Source organism: Flavobacterium sp. MMLR14_040, from assembly GCF_033657265.1.
Classification (GTDB): Bacteria; Bacteroidota; Bacteroidia; order Flavobacteriales; family Flavobacteriaceae; genus Flavobacterium.
Genome location: NZ_JAWVWO010000007.1, coordinates 216,131 through 236,476, shown reverse-complemented (window position 1 = coordinate 236,476; position 20,346 = coordinate 216,131). Strand labels below are relative to the sequence as shown.

Sequence of the window (20,346 nt, the reverse complement as noted above, 5' to 3'; positions counted from 1 at the left end):
AAGTAAGTACACGCGAACATTAAAAAACCCTATCTTTTATTTTTAATTATTACAAATAAGAATAAAAATAAGAAATAAATAATCCGATAATTTTGTTTTTAAAATCTTCAAAGCCTTTGTCATATGGGCTTCAACGGCTTTTAAAGTAACCTGCATTTCTTCGGCGATTTCTGCATTTTTTTTATTTTCAATTCGCTTTTTTATAAAAACTTCACGGGTTTTTGGAGGTAGATCGTTGATAGATTCATTAATGATGCGTTCTAATTCTGTTAATTCTAAAGTATCAAAACTTATCGAATTCAGAATTTCGATATTAAGTTCTTTTTCTTTTACGTTTAATACATCATTTTTAAAACGGTCTTTAACTTTGTTGTGCCTTATCGTATTTATACATTTTGATTTGGCGTAAGTGTATAAAAATGATCGTATTCCGTTGATAGAATCTATGTTTTCCTTGCTTTGCCATAAATGTAAAAGCGCTTCCTGTGCCAAATTTTCGGCTTCGTTTTTATCGTAAATAAACTGAACGCAAAAAGCCTGAATCCTGTTGAAGTATTTCTCGTAAAAATAAGTAAACGCAGCCTGATCTCCTTTTTTAAAAGATTCAAAAAGATTAAGTTCAAAACTGTTTTTATCAATCATCGAAACGGATTTCTGTTTTTGGAAAAGCACTATAAGTAATTTCTAAAAACCACTCGTTTTGCTCAGATTCCGGCAAATATAAAATATTATTTATACCAATTCTAAATAAAATTCAAATAAAGAATGTTTCCCGAAAAATTATTCAGAATAAGCGTAATTTTTTTTTCACCATATTAGTTCATATAAGTAATTTAAGTTTTAAGATGCAGAGATTTATATGACCTGTTTTGATTTAGCTTAAATCTGCACAAAGTATAATATGAACTTATATAACTTATATGGTTAAAACACACACAGTTAATTTACAATCAAATCGATATCTTTTGATAATCCCGTATCAATTTCGCCTTTTGTTCTGTTTGTCATTGTATACGGAGCAAGTCTGCCATTTTTAATGATTTCTTCTTTCGAATAAACTAAATCATAATACATAATCAGATCGTCTGGATTTGTTGGTACGGGAGTATTTTTTTTATTCGCCGGAATATCCTGATAATAGTATCTCGACTTTTTTAAATCCGGATATTTGCTTATTAAATAGTCGTTTATGGTATATGTTGCACCATCAACTTTATATAAATCTTCTGTTAGTATTCCCGTAATCGTGAGATCTTGAATATTTTGTTTTAAGTTTTTATAAGCTTCTTTTGTAGTCGAAAAATCAGATTGCAAAAGATTATTTTTATCTGATAATTTTCTGATGACAGAAAGCCTTACCAAATCGCCGTTTATTTCAATTACTTTAAAAGCAAAATAATAGTTCTGCATGCTTTGGCTTCCGTTTGAGCCTCTTTCTTTGCTAAAAATAAAACTGCCAACTTGTAGTTTATGTTCCGGACTGGTAATTGCTTTTTTCCATGCATAAGGTTTGTAAACGTATTGCTTAAGAACGTAGAAAACCGCAAGAACAAGTAAACCTATTAAGATTATTTTTTTCATTTCTACTTGGAGTATATTTTACCGCAAAGTACGCAAAGTTTTTTTATAGCAAAGAGCGCAAGGTTTTATTAAAAGCTGTTCTATTAATCGCACAAAGTCGCAAAGCCGCAAAGAAAATAAACTTTGCGTCCTTGCGACTTTGCCGCGAAATAAACTATCAAAGCTTTGTATAATCTTTGCGAACCTCTGTGTAAATCTTTGTGAATCTCTGTGGTAAAACTCACCACAAAGCTTAGCGAACCTTGCGGTTAAGAAACGTTACGCTTAAAATTTCGCCATCCAAAAACAATCAATAATAAATTGAAAAGTAATAAAGGTAAAAATGACTTCACAAAATTAGTTTCAGACGAATCACTAAAAGTTTCAACCTTAAATTTCGACCAGTTTTCTTTATCTACCGGAGTATTATCAAATATCTTCGGATAAAAATACAAACGCATTTTTTCATGAAAGTCTTTTGTTTTTTGCGTAAACAAAAGTTGATTTCCCAAATCAGATTTTGCAATTTCATTTAACTGAATTTGGGTGTGCAAAGTCGGAATAAATTGTGCAATTGTCTGGCTTGCCTGATTTCTTTGTGTCAGCTTGGTTTCTAATTCTTTCGACTGAATTGCCGATTCGTCGTCACCCATTTGCTGCATGGCATAATACCAAAGCCAGCTAAATTCCTTATCCGGCAAAGGATAAGTTTTAAATTGCGGATAATGTTTATAGAATTTATCCAGCGTTGTTTGCTTGTCCATATCCCATTTTTCGTGATAGGCATTTCGCTGTTTTAGTGTTAATTCTAAAGCTTCGGGAACCGGATATTTATTGACTATATAAGTATTAATTGTTGCCGGTAAAATGATAATCAGAAATAGCCAAATGGTTAACAAAATAACCGCATTAAAATTTGAATTCTTTTGCAATGAAACAATAAAAAAACAAACCGAAAACCAAAAAAGAATGTACAAAATACTAATCGTGTAAAATGTGAAAAGTGATTTGTTAAATGGAATATTCAGTATAAAAATGGCAATAAAAGTTACAATGGTTAATAATGCTAGTAAACTTAAAATTCGGATATAGAATAGTTTCAGAATATAAAAGAAAGTATTATCAGTTTGTGTTGCCACAATTTTCCAGGTTCCGCTTTCTTTTTCTTCAGAAACAATATTATAAGTAAAAGCGATTATTAAAAGCGGAAAAAGATAAACGAGAACAAAACTAAAATCAATATTCCCTAACAATAGATTGCTTGGATTATTTAACTCCGAATCATATTTCTGACCTTCCAAACCGCGAATCGTAACACTTTGAATGGACGGATTTACGTCTCGCTGTCCAATTGCCAAACCGTTTATAGGAAACGTTTTATTGACTAGCGAAAACTTGACATAATAGAGCAGAAGTCCCATTTCGTCTTTATGAAAAGCGGCATTTCGCGCAATATGTTCTTTTTGATATGCAGCAGCTTCGGTGATATTTTTAGTTTGTTTTTCCTGAAATTGTTTTCCAATTAAAAGGCTAATAAATCCGATAAGAAACAGAAACAATAATCCAACTTTTGTTCCTTTCGATCGAATGAAATTTTTAAATAGTAATACTAACATATTAAATGGCTTTAAGGTTTTTTGATGCTATTTTGATCAAAATAAATAAAAGACTAATCCAGAGAAATAAGGAAATAACAGAGATAATCTCATTTTTTAAAACAGCCCGGATACCTTTTGGTTCATAATGAAATTCCTTTACTTCTGCCCAATGATCTTTGCCAATTAAAGCCGGTTTACTTTTATCATTACTGATGTATTTAATTTGTAAAGCATTCATTTTTTGAGCCATATTATAACGATAGGTTTCGGCTTGTTTCTGGAAATCTATATACGAATCATAATCGGTATTGGATAAGGCCATCGAAAGGTTTTTCATGGCGATATACGGATTTAAAAATGACATAGCTCTGGAAAAACTGTTTTGTTTTTGGTAAACATGAAGCAAAGTATCCAAATGTTGGTTGTAAATTCTGGCGCTTATCTTTTCGCCTTCGGTCATGATAAAACCGGAATAATTAAAAGGTAATTTTTGAACCGAATCGACTTTGTAAACTGCAAGCAAAGAATCTTTGATTGCTTTATAATGCAAATCATTTGGATTGTGGCTGTCTCCTTGTTTCAGAATATCTTTTTCGATGTTGCTGTTAAATTCTATTTTAGAAGGAGCTTCAAAAATATAAGCACCGATTGCCTGCGTAACTCTTGGCAATATAATCGTAAAAAGCAACCAGATTCCGATAAGGGAAATCAAAGCTTTTTTTGAGGTTTTGCTTAAAGCAGAAATCAGAACCGCGATCACGCAAAAGAATATTAAATACAAAAAATGAAATACAATAAACAGCATCATCTTAATCGTTTCATCAAATGAAATGGTGAAATTTTGAAGCACTAACCAAATGAAAACCAAAACAATAATTGTTGGAATAAACAATATCATGATGACAGAAGCAATTCCGAGTGTTTTACCCAATAAAAGCTGTTTCCAGTTAATTCCCTGACTTAAAAGAAGTTTTAAAGTTCCGTTTTCTCTTTCGGCTGCGACCGAATTAAATCCGAAGAAAAAAATCAAAAGTGGCAATAAAATCTGCAAAATCATGGCAATGCTAATTTCCCCAAAACGCAACATGCTGTTGGAGAATCCGGCTTCAGAAAAATTGGCTGTATTTTGTTTGTGAGCTTCGAGGAAAATGGCATTTCCAAAAAACGGTTCCATTCCAAATTCAAAAACGCTTAGCGAAGTACTTTTGCGGAAAGCGAAATTGCCGTAATGCGCCATTCGGTGTGGATTTTTATCCGGATTTTTCAACCAGTCTTCACGAGATTCGTGCTGGTATTTTGCACTGGTTTCGTTTTGATTGGTATAATTTTCCCAACCGGAAAAAACGGCGTAAGCGAGTAAAATGCCAATAAAAAAGGTAATGATAAAAACAGCCGAATTCTTAAAAGCGGAGTTTTTTAAATGTTTTGCAATTAAAATTTCTACGTGTAAAGACATGGCTTTTATTAAAATTTATAAGTTAAAGTTAGCGTTGCATTTCGTGGCGCGCCAGGAAATAAGCGCAGATAATTTTGTGCGCCCAGCCAATAGGTTTTATTGAAAATATTGCCCGCATTAATGGCAATTTGCATATTGCTGTTAGTGGGTTTGTAATATAAAGCGGCATCAAAAACGGTAAAATCAGGAAGGGTAAAATCTCTGGTAAACCAAGGAATTTTGCTGCTTTGATACTGCATTCCCAAACCAATTCCGAAATCATTTAAAACAGAATCAGAGTTAAAATTGTAACGTGTCCATAAATTGGCGCTGTTTTTTGGTGTGTTTTGTTTTCTTGCACCAATTAATGAAGCGTCGCGATCATTTACAATTTTGGCATCGATATAACTGTATGAAGCGTTGATTTGCCAGTCGCGCGTGATATATCCCGACAAATCGCACTCGAAACCACGGCTTCTTTCGGCACCTCTGGTTACCAATAAATCAGGATTTGCAGGATCATTGGCATTCATCAAAATATTGCGTTGATTGATTTCGTAAACTGCCGCATTAAAACTCATGGTATTATCAAAAAAGGTTGCTTTTAAACCTGCTTCTTTCAAATTACTTTCCAACGGATCAAATAAGCTTCCGGCTGGTAAACTGCCTGTTTGCGGCATTAAAGTAACAGTGTTTGATTGTGGCTGATAGCCTTCAAGATAAGTTGTATATACGTTAATAGCTTTATTTACAGTATACGTAACGCCAACACGAGGCAGTAAAGCCTGTTTTTTTACTTTTAGTTCGTTGTTGGTTTCATAATTTGTAATGTCTTCAAACCATTCGTTTCTCAAACCCAGTAAAAAAGTAAATTTTTTCCATTGAATCATATCCTGAATATAAATGGCATTGGTTGTCGTTAATGCAGATGGCAATGCTGTTCTAACATTCAAAGTATAATCTTCGGGACTTCGAACTGTATATACCGGATTATTTAAGTTGAAAAAATTTACGTTTGGTTTTGGCAATACAACACCGTCAACCGTTATGGTTTGATAGTTTGAAGCATTTGCAGGAACAAAAGTGCTGGCAACAGTTCCGTCATTTAATAAATATCCTCTTGCTGCATTTTGTCCGCCGCCTTTGGTTTTGTTCCAACTGCTTAAATCATATCCAACTAATAATTTATGTTTTAGACTTCCGGTTTTAATATCAAAATTAAAATAAGTACTTAAATTGTCTACATTCCAATATTGCTCGCGCTGCACAAATTGCATCATCGCCAAACTGGTTACAGGCTGATTGTTCATATCGACCGCAAAAGCATTTGTTGTTCTGTGTTCCTGAAGATCTTCTGTCCAGGATTGCTTCATATATTGGGCATTAAAACCAATTTTTGAACTGAATTTATGCGCAAAATTGGTCATCATAATCAATTCTTTCGACTTAAAAAAATCACTTGGTGCACCCAAATTCAAACTAATTGGCGTTTGTTTTAAATTGGTAACTCCGGCAACGGCTCCAAAAATGGGCTGGCCACGATCCAGAATTCCCGTCATATCGCTTAAGATTAATTCGGCGTTAATAGCGGTTTTTTCATTGGGAATATAACTGAACGATGGAGAAACCAAAAACGATTTATTGCTCACTAAATCACGAAACGATTTGGCTTCCTGATACGCCGCATTTACGCGATACAAAAGTGTTTTTGATTCGTTTAAAGGTCCTGTAAAATCCAGTGTTCCGCGAAAAGTACTAAAACTGCCAACACTCAAAGTGACTTCTTTTCGGTCTGTTGCCAATGGTTTTTTGGTTACCAAATTGATGCTTCCACCGGGATCTACAGAAGAAAATGTAGCACTCGACGGACCTTTTATTACTTCAACACGTTCGATATTATTGGTTAAAGGCTGTAAAAAGTAATACTGACGCGTTCGCATTCCGTTGATAATCTGACCTTCTTCGTTCTGGCTGATTCCGCGAATGGTGTATTGGTTGTAATAACTTGACGGAATTACACCACTCGTCATTTTCACGGCATCGGCGAGATAAAATGCGGCTTTATCGGCAATTAATTCTTTGGTTACAGTCGAAATAGATTGCGGAATATCTTTGTTTAAAGCCGCCGTTTTTGTCGCTGCAAAAGAATAATCGCTGTTGTATTTTTTGGTAGACCGACCTACAATTTCAACAGTTTGCAATTCGTTGAGTGTTTCTGTTTTGGTGGAATCTTTAGCAATACTATCAGTAACTTTATTGGTTTGAGATTGTATGTAATTTGTACCAATTATTAAAAATATAAAGGAAAATATCTGTTTCATTTTTATGTTGATGGAATATTTCCTTTTAAACCGTTTGTAAATACAAATCTTCCAGTTCATTGGCCGAAATTTTCTCAGCTTCAATAACCGTTACCAGATTTCCCTGTTTCATAATTCCGATATGTGTTGCGACTTCACGCGCTCTGAAAATGTCGTGTGTTGCCATTAAAATCGCCGTTCCGTCTGCAGAAAGTTCTTTCAGGATTTGAGAGAATTCATTTGAAGCTTTTGGATCTAAACCACTTGTAGGCTCGTCTAATAAAAGCACTTTTGCTTTTTTGGCAATCGCAATCGCAATTCCCACTTTTTGTCGCATTCCTTTAGAATATCCGCCCAGATTTTGATCGTGCGCTTTGGTTTGCAAACCGGCTTTTGCTAGAAAATAAGTTAGTTCTCCCACAGAATAGTTAAATCCGGCGAGGGAAGAAAAGAATTTAAGGTTCTCTAAACCAGTAAGATTGGGATATAACATTACAGTTTCGGGAATGTAAGCCACATCTTTTTTTGTTTTTTCAGCATCGGTTACAACCGAAATATCATTGATTTTAATTTCTCCCTGCGTTGGTTTTATAAATCCCAGAAAAAGGTTTATCGTTGTCGTTTTTCCGGCACCGTTTTGTCCCAAAAGAGCAAAAATTTCCCCTTTGTTAATTGTTAAATTCAAGTTGTTTAGGGCAATATTATCGCCGTATTTTTTAGTCAGATTTTCTGCTGTAAGCATGGTTTATATTTGTTTGGGATTTAATTTTAATAATAAGATTACTGATTAATGAACTTTTTAAAGCTTATTAATTAGAACATTATATAATTTTGGAAGGTGTTGTTTACTAACGAATTATCCAGTTTCTTCAAGTAAGAAAAAGCGCATTTTAGATTTAGCATTCATCAAAAAAATGAAATAGTGATGTTCTTTGCTTCTAAATAAAGCAAAAGTTCAATCTAAATAAATTTCGTTAAGTAAACTAAAATAGAGTAGGAGGCGCTCGTAAAGCAAAGAGACTGCCTTTAAAAAATATTGAAGTGACTTTACGGTAGAAAAATACAGTTAAAGCCGAAACCTTTTGTTTTTGAAATGAAAAAGTATGAAATGAATTTGAAATAAAAGCACTAAATGTAAAATGACAAACAGGACAGTTATTTTCTACATTATGACTGTGTGTAATTTGGTTTTTGTGAGCGCTATATTTATGTTCGCAAGGTTTCTCTGTTAATTGCTTATAAACGTGCTCGTAAGAATGTATCGTTTGAAACAGCATGGCGAACAATACTGTCAACGACATTAAAAGATTAATTATTAAAAATTTCTTTTTCTTCATTCTTGATTTTGGAAAATCTTTTGCGGTAAATAACGCAACTTGGTTGCAAATATAGAATAAAATTAGAACTACTTTTTTATTTTTTTTGTTTTGCCACGGATTTGAAGATTAAAATGATTTTTGGTTTGCCACGAATTAAACTAATTTGCACGAATTAATTTAGTAGTTTTTGCCACGGATTGAATGATTAAAATGATTTTTGTTTGCCACGAATTGCACGAATTTACACTAAATCGTGAAATTAGTGGCAGAATATTTTTTTACAAAGATTAAAGTGATGGGAAATTTGTGCATTCGATACAAAAAAACTTTACTCTAATTTAATTCTAGTTTTTTCTTTTTTCCGAATAATAAAAACAGCACATTTTTTACTTTTTCTTCAAGAGAGGTGCGTAAAATAGAGAAGGCTTTGGTGATTTGGGCTTCGACAGTTTTTACAGAGACGTCAAGATGTTCGGCAATTTCTATATTGGTTAAACCTTCTTTTTTGCTTAAAATAAAAACCTCTTTACATTTTGGAGGTAAGTTCTGGATCTCTTTATTTACAACATTTAAAACACGCTGAAATGATTCTGAATCATCTTCAAAAACAATAGAATTCAAAGCATCATAATAAGATTTTTCGAGAGAAAACAACGATTGGTTTTTTCTGTATAAATCAATAAATTCATTGTAAACCAATTTATAAAGAAAACTTTTAAGGGCGTAATCTGATTTTAATCTGGTGCGCTGTTCCCACACTTTAATGAAAACATTTTGTACGATGTCTTCGGCGCTGTAAATGTTTTTTACCAGACTGTTTGCATAAACGCAAAGTTTATGATGATAAGTATCGATTAAATAGGCGTACGCTTTTTCATCTCCGTTTCTCAGAGCTTCAATCAGTACGTTGTTATCGCTATAATCATCATTTTTCATAGAAACAAATATATAAATTTATCGTTTTTAGGATTCATTTACTGGCTTAATTTCGCTCAGAATCGGTATTTTATCTTTTTTTATTTGAATTTTATTACAAATAAAAAGAAGCAAAATTGCAAAGATAAATCATTTACTTTATTATTTCTATTGAGTTAGTATAGTTTTATTGAAAGAAAAGACTTGTGAAAAACATAAAATTCATCAAAATGAAAAAAACTTTATCAAATTGTTAGGGTTTTGTTTTTTGGCTTCGTAATAATATTAAAAATAGCTAAAATGACAGTGAAAAAGTCAGAACGATTAATTGTAAAATACATCACCAATCAAGCCAATCAAAAAGAAATTGAAAAGCTAACAAAGTGGCTTGAAAAGGACAAAAACAAAATCACGTTTAAGGAGTTTGTAAAAACGAATTATGCCGTTGATAAGGTTATGTACACTTTTGATTCTACGGAAGTGAAAAAACAATTATCTGAAAGAATTCAAAGTGAGAAAAATGTTTTCTATAAAAGAAGATTCTCCTCTTATTATAAATATGCAGCGATATTGATATTGGTGCTGGGCAGTTTTTATTTCTATACAAATTCGACTTTATTTCAACATAAAGAGAATGTTGTGGTTCCGAGGGAAGATGAAATCGTTTTACAATTTGGTAACGAATCAGAACAAACGATTGATCCGTCTGAAGAGAGAAATGTTACCGATAAATTTGGAAACATAATCGGAAAACAAAGTAAAAACAAACTGGTTTATACAGATACTTTGTCGAGCGGAGAATTGGTTTATAATACGTTGAAGATTCCGTACGGTAAAAAGTTTGAAGTTCAATTATCAGACGGAACCATTGTGCATTTAAACTCTGGAACGTCATTGCGATATCCGGTTCAGTTTATCAAAAATAAAAGCCGACAAGTTTTTCTAACCGGCGAAGCTTATTTTGAAGTTGCCAAAGATAAAGCGCATCCGTTTACGGTAAATACACAAGAAGTTGATGTGGAAGTTTTGGGAACTAAGTTCAACGTGAATTCTTATACAGAAGATACAAGCACTGATATTGTGCTGGTTGAAGGTAAAGTTTCGCTTTATAAAGGTAAAAAAACAAACGAGAATCAGGTTTATTTAACTCCGGGATTAAAAGGAACGAATGTAAAAGGACAATTGGCAATTACAAAAGCAGAAGTCAATACAGATTATTATACGGCCTGGGTAAAAGGGAGTTTAGTGTTTAAAAATGAATCTTTTGCGTCGATCATTAAAAAACTCGAGCGTCATTACAATGTAACTTTCATCAATAAAAATAAAGTTTTAGGAAAAGAAATTTTTAACGCCCGTTTTGATAACGAACCTATAGAAGTAGTTCTAAAATATTTCAGCGACAGTTATGCTATTGATTATAAGATTGATGAAGATGAGATTACGATTAGGTAGTTAGGAGTTATGAGTTAGAAGCAAGAAGTTAGAAGCAAGAATATAGAATATAGAATATAGAATACATAATACATAATTAAAACAGAATCTAAAATCTAAAATCAACAATCTAAAATTAAAATAGAAATCTAAAATAAAAAAATGCCTATGAAGCAAAAATCCCGCTAAAGGATCGTGTTTAAAAAAAGAACCGGAAAATGCGCCAACATTTTCCGGTAGATAAAAATGCGATCAGTTTAATTAACCAACCACACTAAAAAACATTTAAAAGTATGAAAAAACTCTTGAACAAAATTAGGTTCGACAAGCCTTTTTTGAAATTTGATTTGAAAATGAAATTGACTACAATATTTTTATTGACCACTTTATCTGTAATGCACGCTGGAGTTTCGTACTCACAAAAAGCAAAGATTTCTTTTAATGCAAGAAATATGACTGTTGCAAAAGTGATAGAAAAGCTTGAGTATACTACAGATTACAGATTTGTTTATAATGTTAGATCTGTTGATCTCGATCGAATGATAGACATTAGTCTAACAAATGCTTCGATAGAAAATATTTTGAGCGTAATTTTTAATAATACAGGAACGGATTTTAAAATTTCGGGATCTCATATTATTCTAAGTGCTAAAAAAGCACCGCAGGAACCTGTAACAAACCCAATTCTAAAAGTATTTCAGGATTTTATTGTAAAAGGTAAAGTAACAGACGAAAAAGGAGTTCCGTTAGTAGGTGCCGCGGTTTCTGATAATGGTTCAGGAAGAGGTGTTCAGACTGACTTTAATGGTGAATATCAAATTATTGCAGTTAGCAGTGAAACTACTTTGGCCTTTGCTTATATGGGATTTGTGAGACAGGAAATTAAAGTTGACGGTAAAAGTGTAATTAATGTTGTACTAAAAGAGGAAACACTTCAATTGGGAGAAATTGTTTTAACTACGGGTTATCAAAATATTTCGCCTGAAAAATCTACCGGATCATTTTCAAGCCTGAAAGCTAAGGATTTTAAAGAACAGCGTTTAAGCAGTTTAGATAAAATTTTAGAAGGTCGTGTTGTAGGATATCAAAAAGGAAAAATTCGTGGAACGACTTCTATGAATGGTTTAACGACTCCTTTATATGTTATTGACGGTTTTCCGATAGAAAACACAAAATATACGCCTTATTTTAGTTTAGAAGAAAATCTTCCGAACCTGAATTTAGAAGATATTGAAACTATTACGGTACTAAAAGATGCCGCTGCTTCTTCTATTTATGGGGCGCGTGCTGCAAATGGTGTTGTGGTTATTACGACTAAAAAAGCCAAAGCAGGAGTGGCTACTATTTCTTTTTCAAGCAATTTAACGGTTACTCCGTATAGAAATTATACCGGAAACTTAACTGATTCTGCAGATATTATTGGTCTTGAAAGAGGTTGGGCTGCAGGAAATCCTAATTTGACGGGTGCAAACAGTGGCACTTATTCGCAATCTTTATTAGACAATGCAGCTTTTAAAAGCCAGGGAATGCAGACTATTTTAAACGGTTATGCCGGAAATATTTCTATGGCAGATATGAACAGCCGTTTAGATCAATTGGGTTCTCAGGGATATAAATATTATGATGATGTAGCCAAATATGCAAAACGCGATCAATATTTTATTCAGCATAACGTAAGCTTGGGTAAAGCATCAGAATCAAATAGTTTTAATGCATCTTTAACTTACAAAGGAAATAAATTTGAAGACAGGTATTCTGATAACCAATCTGTTGGTATCAATTTAAAAAATTCTACCCACATTAATGATTGGCTTTCTTTAGATGTAGGAACTTTTACTAGTTACAGCAAAAGCGATACACAAACGTATAATCCTCTTGGTACAGGTTTAGACCAGGTTAATCCGGGATATAGATTTCAGCCCTACAACCAACTGGTAAATGCAGATGGAACCAATTTTGTTTCAACAGCTGCATCCCGTTACAATGCTTATACGCTGAAGTCCATGCAGGATTATGGTTTGTATAACATGGATATTACACCAATGGATGAATTGGGAAGAAATTTGATTGAAGGAAAAAATCTTTTAAACAGGACTTTTGCAAAATTCAATGTCAAATTTAGTTCTGCTTTTACGTACAATGCTATGTTTCAGTACGAATACAGTGTTGACCGCACAAGTCAAATAAGAGAAAAAGAATCATTTGATGTAAGAAGTACCGTAAATGGTCTGGCTACTATTGTTTCTAATAAAGCCGTTTATAATTTGCCTTACGGTGATATTTTAAAAGAAAGCAATCAATTTTCTAATGCTTACAATTTTCGTCAGCAATTAAATTTTGACAAAACGTTTAAAAATGTACACGATGTAACGGCCATTGCAGGTATGGAAATACGTCATAACAAATTAGAATACAGCGACAATACACGTTATGGCTGGGACGAACAAACTTTGACTTTTACTCCTGTTAATCAGGTAGATTTGCTTAAAGTATACGGACCAATTTTTGGAGGTTATTTAAATCAGAATAATTTTGCGGCAGATCGCGAATTAGTAAATCGTTATGTTTCGTTGTACGGAACAGGTGGTTATACATACGACAAAAGATATTCTGTAACCGGAAGTTTACGCTGGGACCGTTCTAATCTTTGGGGAACAGACAATAAATACCAAAACAAACCAACCTGGTCAACCGGTGCGGCATGGAATATTGATAAAGAATCATTTTTTAAAGTTAGCTGGGTAGATGCGCTTAAACTTCGTGGTTCTTACGGTATTGGAGGAAATGTAGCTAAAAATTCAGCACCTTATCTTACCGCATCGTATTCTAATAATCCAAATGTTGGAGGAACGCAGGGTTACATTAATTCCAGACCAAACCCGGAATTATCTTGGGAAAAAACAACGACAACTAATATAGGTCTTGATTTTGCAATTTTTGGCAACAGATTAAGCGGAACTTTTGATGTTTACAACAAAAAAGGAGAAGATTTATTGGCCAACAGTGTAGGGGTTCCAACAGAAGGCTGGGGGTATTCTACCTATAAAATTAATAATGGTAAAATGACCAATAAAGGTTTCGAGGCAAGTTTAAAAGGAACAATTGTTACAACAGGTTCTTTCTCCTGGGATGCTTCTGTTTTATATGCATATAATAAAAATAAACTCGATTACATAAATGTAGAAGCTCCGGTTTATTATTTGCAATTAGATTATCCTGAAGCGTATCCAAGAGTAGGCAAAAACCTTAATTCTATTTACGGTTACAAATGGGCTGGTTTAAGCGATAAAGGTTTACCGCAGGTTTATAATGCAGCAGGCGAAAAAGTAATTTACAATCCGGCAGATTTAGATGCAATTCAGGATTATGGTTCAACTGTGCCTACACATAGCGGTTCATTTCATACAGCAGTAAATTATAAAAACTTCTCGCTATCGGCATTATTTATTTATGAATTAGGTCACAAAATAAGAAATACATTTTTACCGATGTTAAACAATAATTATTCTGGTGCATTGGGCGATTATGTAACAGATATTGCCGTGGTAAATAAAGACATTGTTAACCGTTGGCAACAGCCCGGAGACGAAGCGTTTACCAATATACCGCGTGTTGTATACGAGTACGAATCAGATTTTATATCAGATTCACGTGATATTTACCGTTACGCAGATATTAATATTCTGGATGCTTCAAATGTGAGATTAAGCAATGTTTCGCTGGGCTATCAAATGCCAAAAGAAGTGGTTAAAAGAGTAAGCTTACAAGATGTTCGCTTTAATCTTAATGCAGAAAATGTTTTTACCCTGGCCAAAAGCAGAGATGCTAAATATCTTTTAAATGGTTTTCAATCTCCATCTATCGTTTTTGGTGTAAATATTAATTTCTAATTTAAAAAGACTACACGATGAAAAAAATATATAAAAATATACTAGGCCTTTTAACATTAGGATTAGTTTTTACCTCTTGTGATAATTATTTGGACGAAGTACCAAAAGGTTCAAAAGTACCCACAACATTGGCAGATTTTGAGGCTTTTATTCGGGACGAATATACCAACCAGAGCGTAGATGTTACACAAGCATTAAACCTGCTCAATGATAAATATGTAACCATAGCTTCAATATCATCAGACAGGTTTGTAAAAGCCAATTATATGTGGGATGAAGAAGCAAATCGTATAGTGTTAAACCAGGCAGATGAAGGCACTTTTTACAGAAGTTATGCCGGAATTTCGACTTTTAACCTTATTATCGAAAATGCGCTAACAGCAACAGAAGCAACAGAGGAACAAAAAAGAGCAGTTTGGGCAGAAGCCAAGATTTTGCGTGCGATGAATTATTTCAATCTGGCCAATTTTTATGCCGATACATATCAGGCTTCGACTGCAGCAACAAAATTATCTGTTCCTTTAATTACTAGTGCTTCTATCAATGCACCAAGTAAACAAGTAAGTATTCAGGAAATTTATGATTTTATTCTTAAAGATGTAAATGAGGCTTTGCCTTACTTACCAAAAGTGTCACAAACAGCTTTACATCCTAATCTGGGAGCCGGTTATGCATTTTATGCGCGTGTGTATTTGCAAATGAACAATTACACAGAGGCTTTAAAATATGCAGATTTGGCTTTGGCCGAAAATAATAAATTGTATAACTGGGTACAAAATTACAATACCTATAAGGCTATAATCATTGATCCAAATTCTGATACAACAACTCCATCACCAATGGGATACAACTATGTTGAAAATTACAGCTATCGTCACGGCAGTAGTACTAGTTTAGGAACAGAAAATAGTATACCTGTAGAACGTGCAGCACGTTTTGAAGCCGGAGATGCGCGTTTCTTATCGCGTTGGAAACTAAGAACAGTAGGAGCCGACACGTATTACAGAAGAATATTGTCTGGTAATTTTAATTACGGAGGAATGACAACGGTAGAAGTGTATTTAATTAAGGCCGAATGTCTTGCACGCGCAGGTCAGATTACCCAGGCGCTTGATGTTTTAAACACCGTTCGTAAAACCCGTATTTTGCCAGAAGTGTATCAGGATATAACAACTTCAGACCAGGCAACAGCTTTGAATGCCATTTTTAAAACAAAAAACAATGAACTTATTTTAACCATTGTTCCTTTTGCAGATGCACGTCGATTAAACGCAGAAGGGGTTTACAAAGTGAGTTTTACTAAAGTAGATGCTGGAACGACGTATACATTATCATCAGAATCGCATTTATGGACAATGCCATTTCCACAAGGGGCAACAAACAATCCAGGAAACGGAACAATTACCCAAAATGTAAGTAAGTAGTATGCAGTTGCAACAACTTTGTCAAAGTTTTAGACTTTGACAAAGTTGTCAATGCTGGACTGAAAACTGCGACTAAAAAAATAATAAACAAAAAAATATCAATATGAAAAGTACAATCTTAAAATCAGGTTTTGCTGCATTGGCGCTGCTGACCGCACTTTCTTCATGCTCTAAAAAAGAAGAAGGATTTACTATTAACGGTACAATTGCCGGATTAGACAAGGGAACTGTTTATCTCGAAAATACAGATGAAAAAGGAAACAAAACAATAGCAGATTCTGCTCAAATTAATAAAGACGGCGCTTTTACCTTTACAGGAAAAGTTTCAGAACCATTATTGCATACGATTAAATTAAAAGGAGAAGAATATGGTGCTTTTTTTGTTTTAGATAATGAAAATATAAAAGTCGAAGCCAAAAAAGATTCTATTTTCAAGGCTAAAGTAAGCGGTGCAGCACAAAACGATATTTACAAATCGTTTTACGATAACGAATTCAAAAAAATACAAAGTATCGCAGGTCCTGTTTACAAATTATCAGATTCTTTAACTCAAAACGGAAAAGTAAAGCTGACTGCTGAACAGCAAACGATGATGGATAAAAAGTGGAAAGACCTTCAAACTTTTGCTGATGATTTAACAGATAAATTTATTAGAAAAAATAAAGATAAAATCGCTGCAGCTTTAGTAATTAATGACCGAATTGTTTCATACGGAACCCCGGAACAGGTAAAAACGTATTATGCTGTTTTATCTCCGGAAGTACAAAAATCAGTTTACGGAAAACAGCTAAAAGAAGCAATTGATCTTAATGATAAAACCGCTGTTGGCGTGACAGCTCCGGAATTTTCTCAAACCGATGTAAACGGAAAAGTAGTTAAACTTTCTGATTACAAAGGAAAATATGTTTTAGTAGATTTCTGGGCAAGCTGGTGCGGTCCATGCCGAAAAGAAAATCCAAATGTACTTGTAGCTTACAAAACCTATCATGACAAAGGTTTTGACGTTTTAGGAGTTTCTCTGGATGATAAAAAGAAACTTTGGGAAAAAGCAATTGAAAAAGACGGCTTAACCTGGACACATGTTTCGGATTTAAAAGGATGGAAAAACGATGCAGCTGTTTTATATGGCGTAAAATTAGTGCCAACAAATTATTTAATTGGACCTGACGGAAAAATCGTTGCCAAAAATCTTAGAGAAGAAGCACTTCAGTCAAAATTGAAAGAAATATTTAGTAAATCATAATTTTAGTCGTAGTTTTCAGTCGCAGTTTTCAGTCACAGTTACTGCGACTGCGACTGGGACTGAAAACCGAAAACTGAAAACTGAAAACTAAAAAAAATATCATAAAAAATGAAAAAATACATTTTTTTGGGCTACTGCTCATTAGCGTTTTGTACCTTAATTTCAGCACAAAATAAATCGGTTAACTTTAAGAAAATAAAAGAGTTAGGCGGAATAGAAGAATATTTATACACACCAAACGGTATGAATATTTTACTTTTGCAGGATAATGCATCACCGGTTGCAACCGTTCAAATTGTATATCGCGTGGGTTCTAAAAATGAAGTTTTAGGAAACACAGGCTCAACGCATCTTCTTGAACATTTGATGTTTAAAGGAACTACAGCTTTCAATAAAAAAAACGGAAATACAATTACGGATGTTCTTCAAAATACCGGAGCACAATTAAACGCTACAACCTGGTACGATCGTACTAATTATTTTGAAACTTTGCCAAGTGACAAAATTGGTTTGGCATTAGAAATTGAAGCCGACAGAATGCGCAATTCTCTATTATTAAAAGAAGATAAAGAAGCAGAAATGACGGTTGTTCGTAACGAATTTGAACGAGGCGAAAACGACCCAAATAGTTTACTGGACAAAGAAATCTGGGCTTCGGCATATATTGCACATCCGTATCATCATTCTACAATTGGCTGGAAATCAGATATAGAAAAAGCACCAATTGAAGTATTACGTAATTTTTATAACACTTATTATTGGCCGGATAATGCTACATTGACCATTATTGGTGATTTTCAGAAAGAAAATGTTTTTCAGTTAGTAGAGAAATATTTCGGTAAAATTACCAAAGCGCCAAACAAAATGCCACAACCGTATACAGAAGAACCTCAACAATATGGCCCTCGCAAAATTGTGGTTAAAAAACCGGGAGAATTGGGCGTTGTCAACAAAGCCTATAAAATTCCGGGTGCTTTGCATGAAGATTTACCGGCTTTAAATATTTTGGGTGAAATTATTGGCTCGGGACCTTCGGCGATTTTAAACAAGACTTTTGTAGACAGCCGTATGGGAATTTATGCGTATGCCAGTGCGACGAACTTTAAGGAAGTGGGACTTTTTACCATTGGTGTTGGTTTTCCAACAACATCAAAACATGAAGATATTGATGCCAAAATAAGTGAGGTTGTAGCTAAAATTCAAAAAGAAGGCGTAACGCAGGATGAAGTAAATCGTGTTGTGGCAAAAATTAGTGCTCAGACAATTTTGGCACGTGATGGTTCGGGTGTTATTGCATCAGAATTGAATGAAGCAATTGCTTCTGGGGATTGGACAGATTTTGTAACGGGAGTTGACCGACTAAAAAAAGTAACGCCTGCCGATGTGCAACGTGTGGCTCAAAAATATTTAGTTGAAGATCAAAGCACAACAGGATATTTTATTCCGAAACAATCTGGAAATCAAGGACAGGATCAGGCAAAAGCAGGGAATTTCATGCCAGAAAATGGTCCGTTTTATTATAGAGATACAAATCATAATCATTTAGAAGAAAGTCGTTCAGCTCTTTCATCGGAACAAAAAACTACAACAAAAGCTATTGATGAAAACTTAGAAAATGCAATTGAAAAAGGAGCTTCATCTTATAAAAGAGAAAAAATTGTCGGAATCGATGTGGTTTCTGTAAAAACTTCTGCCAAAGATTTTGTTACCGTTGCAGCAAGTATTTCGTTAGGAAACTTTGCAGGTGAAACTAAAAATTCGATGATTCCTTCGTTAACAACATCCATGTTATCAAAAGGAACTACGCTTAATGATAAATTCAAATTTTCAGAAAAACTTCAAAAATTAGGCGTAAACATTAATATTGGTGCATCAAACACGAAAATCAATATTGGTTTTAAATGTTTGAAAAAAGATTTGGATCAGGTTATTGTTTTATTGGCAGAAGAATTGCGTTCGCCATTATTTGACAAAACTGAATTTGAAAACCTGAAAATGCAATTTACCGGAAACACACAGCAAAACTTAAACGATCCGGGCGAAAGAGGAAGCATTGCTTTGTCACAATCAATTTATGAAAAAGGAAATCCAAATTACGATTTAAGCGTTGAAGAGGATTTAGCCAATATCAAAAATGCAACACTTGATGAAGTAAAAGCATTTCATAAAAAATATTTCGGTCCTGCGTCTATGCATTTTGTAATTGTGGGCGATACAGAAGGGGCAAACTTAGCTGCATCTTTAAAAAAATCATTTAAAAACTGGAATGGCGGCGTGACTGAAACGTTGAAATTTAATGAAACTCAAAAAGCAGCATCAAAAACAGAAGTGGTTACCATTCCTGAAAAGCCAAGTGCCGAATTATTTATTGGGCAGTACACAGGTTTAAAAAGAGCCGACGCAGATTATATTCCGTTTTACATTGCCAATTACACTTTAGGTGCTGGTTTTGCAGGACGTTTAATGCAGACTGTTCGTGATAATGATGGTTTAACTTATAGCATTTCGTCTGGTTTAGGCGGAAATATCACCACCGGAGGATATTGGTTTGTAAATGCCTCTTTCAACCCAACTTTGTTTCAAAAAGGATTGGATGCCACTATGGTTCAGGTTGATAAATGGGTAAAAGACGGAATTACCACATCAGAATTAGAGAATAAGAAAACCAATTTAATTGGAAGTTTTAAAGTAGGAATGTCAACTACAAACGGTATGGCCAGAACGATTTTGGGTTTTGTCGAAAGAGGTTTAGAGCCAAATTATATCGAACAATATCCAAAAGATATTGAGAAAGTAACGTTGAAAGAAGTAAACGATGCTATCAAAAAATACATTCAGTTAGATAAAATGATTATCATAAAATCCGGGTCTCTTGATAAGGATGGTAAGCCTTTGCAATAAATAGCTTTTTTGTGATCCTGAAGTAAACTTTGTCAAAGTTTTAAACTTTGACAAAGTTGTAGCACTCTGAACTCTGAAAACCTAACAAAAATAAATTTTAATAGCAGTCTTTCATTTTTCATTTTAGAATCTGAATTAGTAAGCCATTTTCTATGAAAGACCATAAAGAGCTGTTTTGCCGACAGCTCTTTTAAAAAATACAATTCTTAACATTTTAAACATAGACTTAAAATTCTGTTTGAAAGTTTCCGGAAAATCTAAATTTTTCGCTGAGCTTTTAAGATATGTTATTTTGAGCAAGGGCGACCTATGTCATTTTTGAACCTATGT

12 protein-coding genes are annotated in these 20,346 nt (G+C 33.8%); 5 read left to right on the top strand and 7 right to left on the bottom strand.

Annotation, left to right across the window (positions count from 1 at the left end; genetic code table 11):
• Nucleotides 1-42: 42 nt before the first annotated feature.
• The 7 genes from SD960_RS12020 to SD960_RS11990 form a co-directional block, all read right to left on the bottom strand.
• The gene (locus SD960_RS12020) at nt 43-642 is read right to left on the bottom strand and encodes an RNA polymerase sigma-70 factor (protein ID WP_318803369.1); all 600 of its coding nucleotides are present in this window, start codon (nt 640-642) and stop codon (nt 43-45) included.
• A 297-nt stretch (nt 643-939) separates the two neighbouring features.
• Nucleotides 940-1,581: a hypothetical protein gene (locus SD960_RS12015; RefSeq protein ID WP_318803366.1), complete on the bottom strand. Its 642-nt coding sequence runs from the start codon at nt 1,579-1,581 to the stop codon at nt 940-942.
• 248 nt (nt 1,582-1,829) lie between these two features.
• Complete coding sequence (locus SD960_RS12010; protein ID WP_318803365.1) at nt 1,830-3,176, bottom strand: DUF3526 domain-containing protein; 1,347 nt, start codon at nt 3,174-3,176, stop codon at nt 1,830-1,832.
• 1 nt (nt 3,177) lies between these two features.
• The gene (locus tag SD960_RS12005; RefSeq protein ID WP_318803364.1) at nt 3,178-4,614 is read right to left on the bottom strand and encodes a DUF3526 domain-containing protein; all 1,437 of its coding nucleotides are present in this window, start codon (nt 4,612-4,614) and stop codon (nt 3,178-3,180) included.
• Nucleotides 4,615-4,622: 8 nt separating this feature from the next.
• Nucleotides 4,623-6,914 carry a TonB-dependent siderophore receptor gene (locus SD960_RS12000; protein ID WP_318803362.1) on the bottom strand — a complete coding sequence of 764 codons (2,292 nt, stop codon included), beginning with the start codon at nt 6,912-6,914 and terminating at the stop codon, nt 4,623-4,625.
• Nucleotides 6,915-6,939: 25 nt separating this feature from the next.
• A complete protein-coding gene (locus tag SD960_RS11995; RefSeq protein WP_318803360.1) occupies nt 6,940-7,635 on the bottom strand; it encodes an ATP-binding cassette domain-containing protein in 696 nt (231 codons plus the stop codon).
• A 910-nt stretch (nt 7,636-8,545) separates the two neighbouring features.
• On the bottom strand, nt 8,546-9,148 hold the full coding sequence (locus SD960_RS11990; protein ID WP_318803358.1) for an RNA polymerase sigma-70 factor: 603 nt from the start codon (nt 9,146-9,148) through the stop codon (nt 8,546-8,548).
• A gap of 279 nt (nt 9,149-9,427) precedes the next feature.
• Here SD960_RS11990 and SD960_RS11985 point away from each other — a divergent pair, with 279 nt between their 5' ends.
• The 5 genes from SD960_RS11985 to SD960_RS11965 all read left to right on the top strand — a co-directional run bounded on the left by SD960_RS11985 (nt 9,428) and on the right by SD960_RS11965 (nt 20,016).
• Nucleotides 9,428-10,579, top strand: a complete 1,152-nt coding sequence (locus tag SD960_RS11985) for a FecR family protein (RefSeq protein WP_318803356.1) — start codon at nt 9,428-9,430, stop codon at nt 10,577-10,579.
• A 272-nt stretch (nt 10,580-10,851) separates the two neighbouring features.
• A complete protein-coding gene (locus SD960_RS11980) occupies nt 10,852-14,448 on the top strand; it encodes a SusC/RagA family TonB-linked outer membrane protein (protein ID WP_318803354.1) in 3,597 nt (1,198 codons plus the stop codon).
• 17 nt (nt 14,449-14,465) lie between these two features.
• Complete coding sequence (locus SD960_RS11975) at nt 14,466-15,872, top strand: RagB/SusD family nutrient uptake outer membrane protein (protein ID WP_318803352.1); 1,407 nt, start codon at nt 14,466-14,468, stop codon at nt 15,870-15,872.
• A gap of 103 nt (nt 15,873-15,975) precedes the next feature.
• Nucleotides 15,976-17,115, top strand: a complete 1,140-nt coding sequence (locus SD960_RS11970; protein ID WP_318803350.1) for a TlpA disulfide reductase family protein — start codon at nt 15,976-15,978, stop codon at nt 17,113-17,115.
• 108 nt (nt 17,116-17,223) lie between these two features.
• Nucleotides 17,224-20,016: a pitrilysin family protein gene (locus SD960_RS11965; RefSeq protein WP_318803348.1), complete on the top strand. Its 2,793-nt coding sequence runs from the start codon at nt 17,224-17,226 to the stop codon at nt 20,014-20,016.
• The last annotated feature ends 330 nt before the right edge of the window (nt 20,017-20,346 follow it).

Bases quoted from the DNA above. Each gene is read 5' to 3' on its own strand.
- SD960_RS12015 (WP_318803366.1), bottom strand. From the start codon at position 1,581: ATGAAAAAAATAATCTTAATAGGTTTACTTGTTCTTGCGGTTTTCTAC.
- SD960_RS12000 (WP_318803362.1), bottom strand. From the start codon at position 6,914: ATGAAACAGATATTTTCCTTTATATTTTTAATAATTGGTACAAATTAC.
- SD960_RS12005 (WP_318803364.1), bottom strand. From the start codon at position 4,614: ATGTCTTTACACGTAGAAATTTTAATTGCAAAACATTTAAAAAACTCC.
- SD960_RS11965 (WP_318803348.1), top strand. From the start codon at position 17,224: ATGAAAAAATACATTTTTTTGGGCTACTGCTCATTAGCGTTTTGTACC.
- SD960_RS11995 (WP_318803360.1), bottom strand. From the start codon at position 7,635: ATGCTTACAGCAGAAAATCTGACTAAAAAATACGGCGATAATATTGCC.
- SD960_RS12020 (WP_318803369.1), bottom strand. From the start codon at position 642: ATGATTGATAAAAACAGTTTTGAACTTAATCTTTTTGAATCTTTTAAA.
- SD960_RS11975 (WP_318803352.1), top strand. From the start codon at position 14,466: ATGAAAAAAATATATAAAAATATACTAGGCCTTTTAACATTAGGATTA.
- SD960_RS11985 (WP_318803356.1), top strand. From the start codon at position 9,428: ATGACAGTGAAAAAGTCAGAACGATTAATTGTAAAATACATCACCAAT.
- SD960_RS12010 (WP_318803365.1), bottom strand. From the start codon at position 3,176: ATGTTAGTATTACTATTTAAAAATTTCATTCGATCGAAAGGAACAAAA.
- SD960_RS11980 (WP_318803354.1), top strand. From the start codon at position 10,852: ATGAAAAAACTCTTGAACAAAATTAGGTTCGACAAGCCTTTTTTGAAA.
- SD960_RS11970 (WP_318803350.1), top strand. From the start codon at position 15,976: ATGAAAAGTACAATCTTAAAATCAGGTTTTGCTGCATTGGCGCTGCTG.
- SD960_RS11990 (WP_318803358.1), bottom strand. From the start codon at position 9,148: ATGAAAAATGATGATTATAGCGATAACAACGTACTGATTGAAGCTCTG.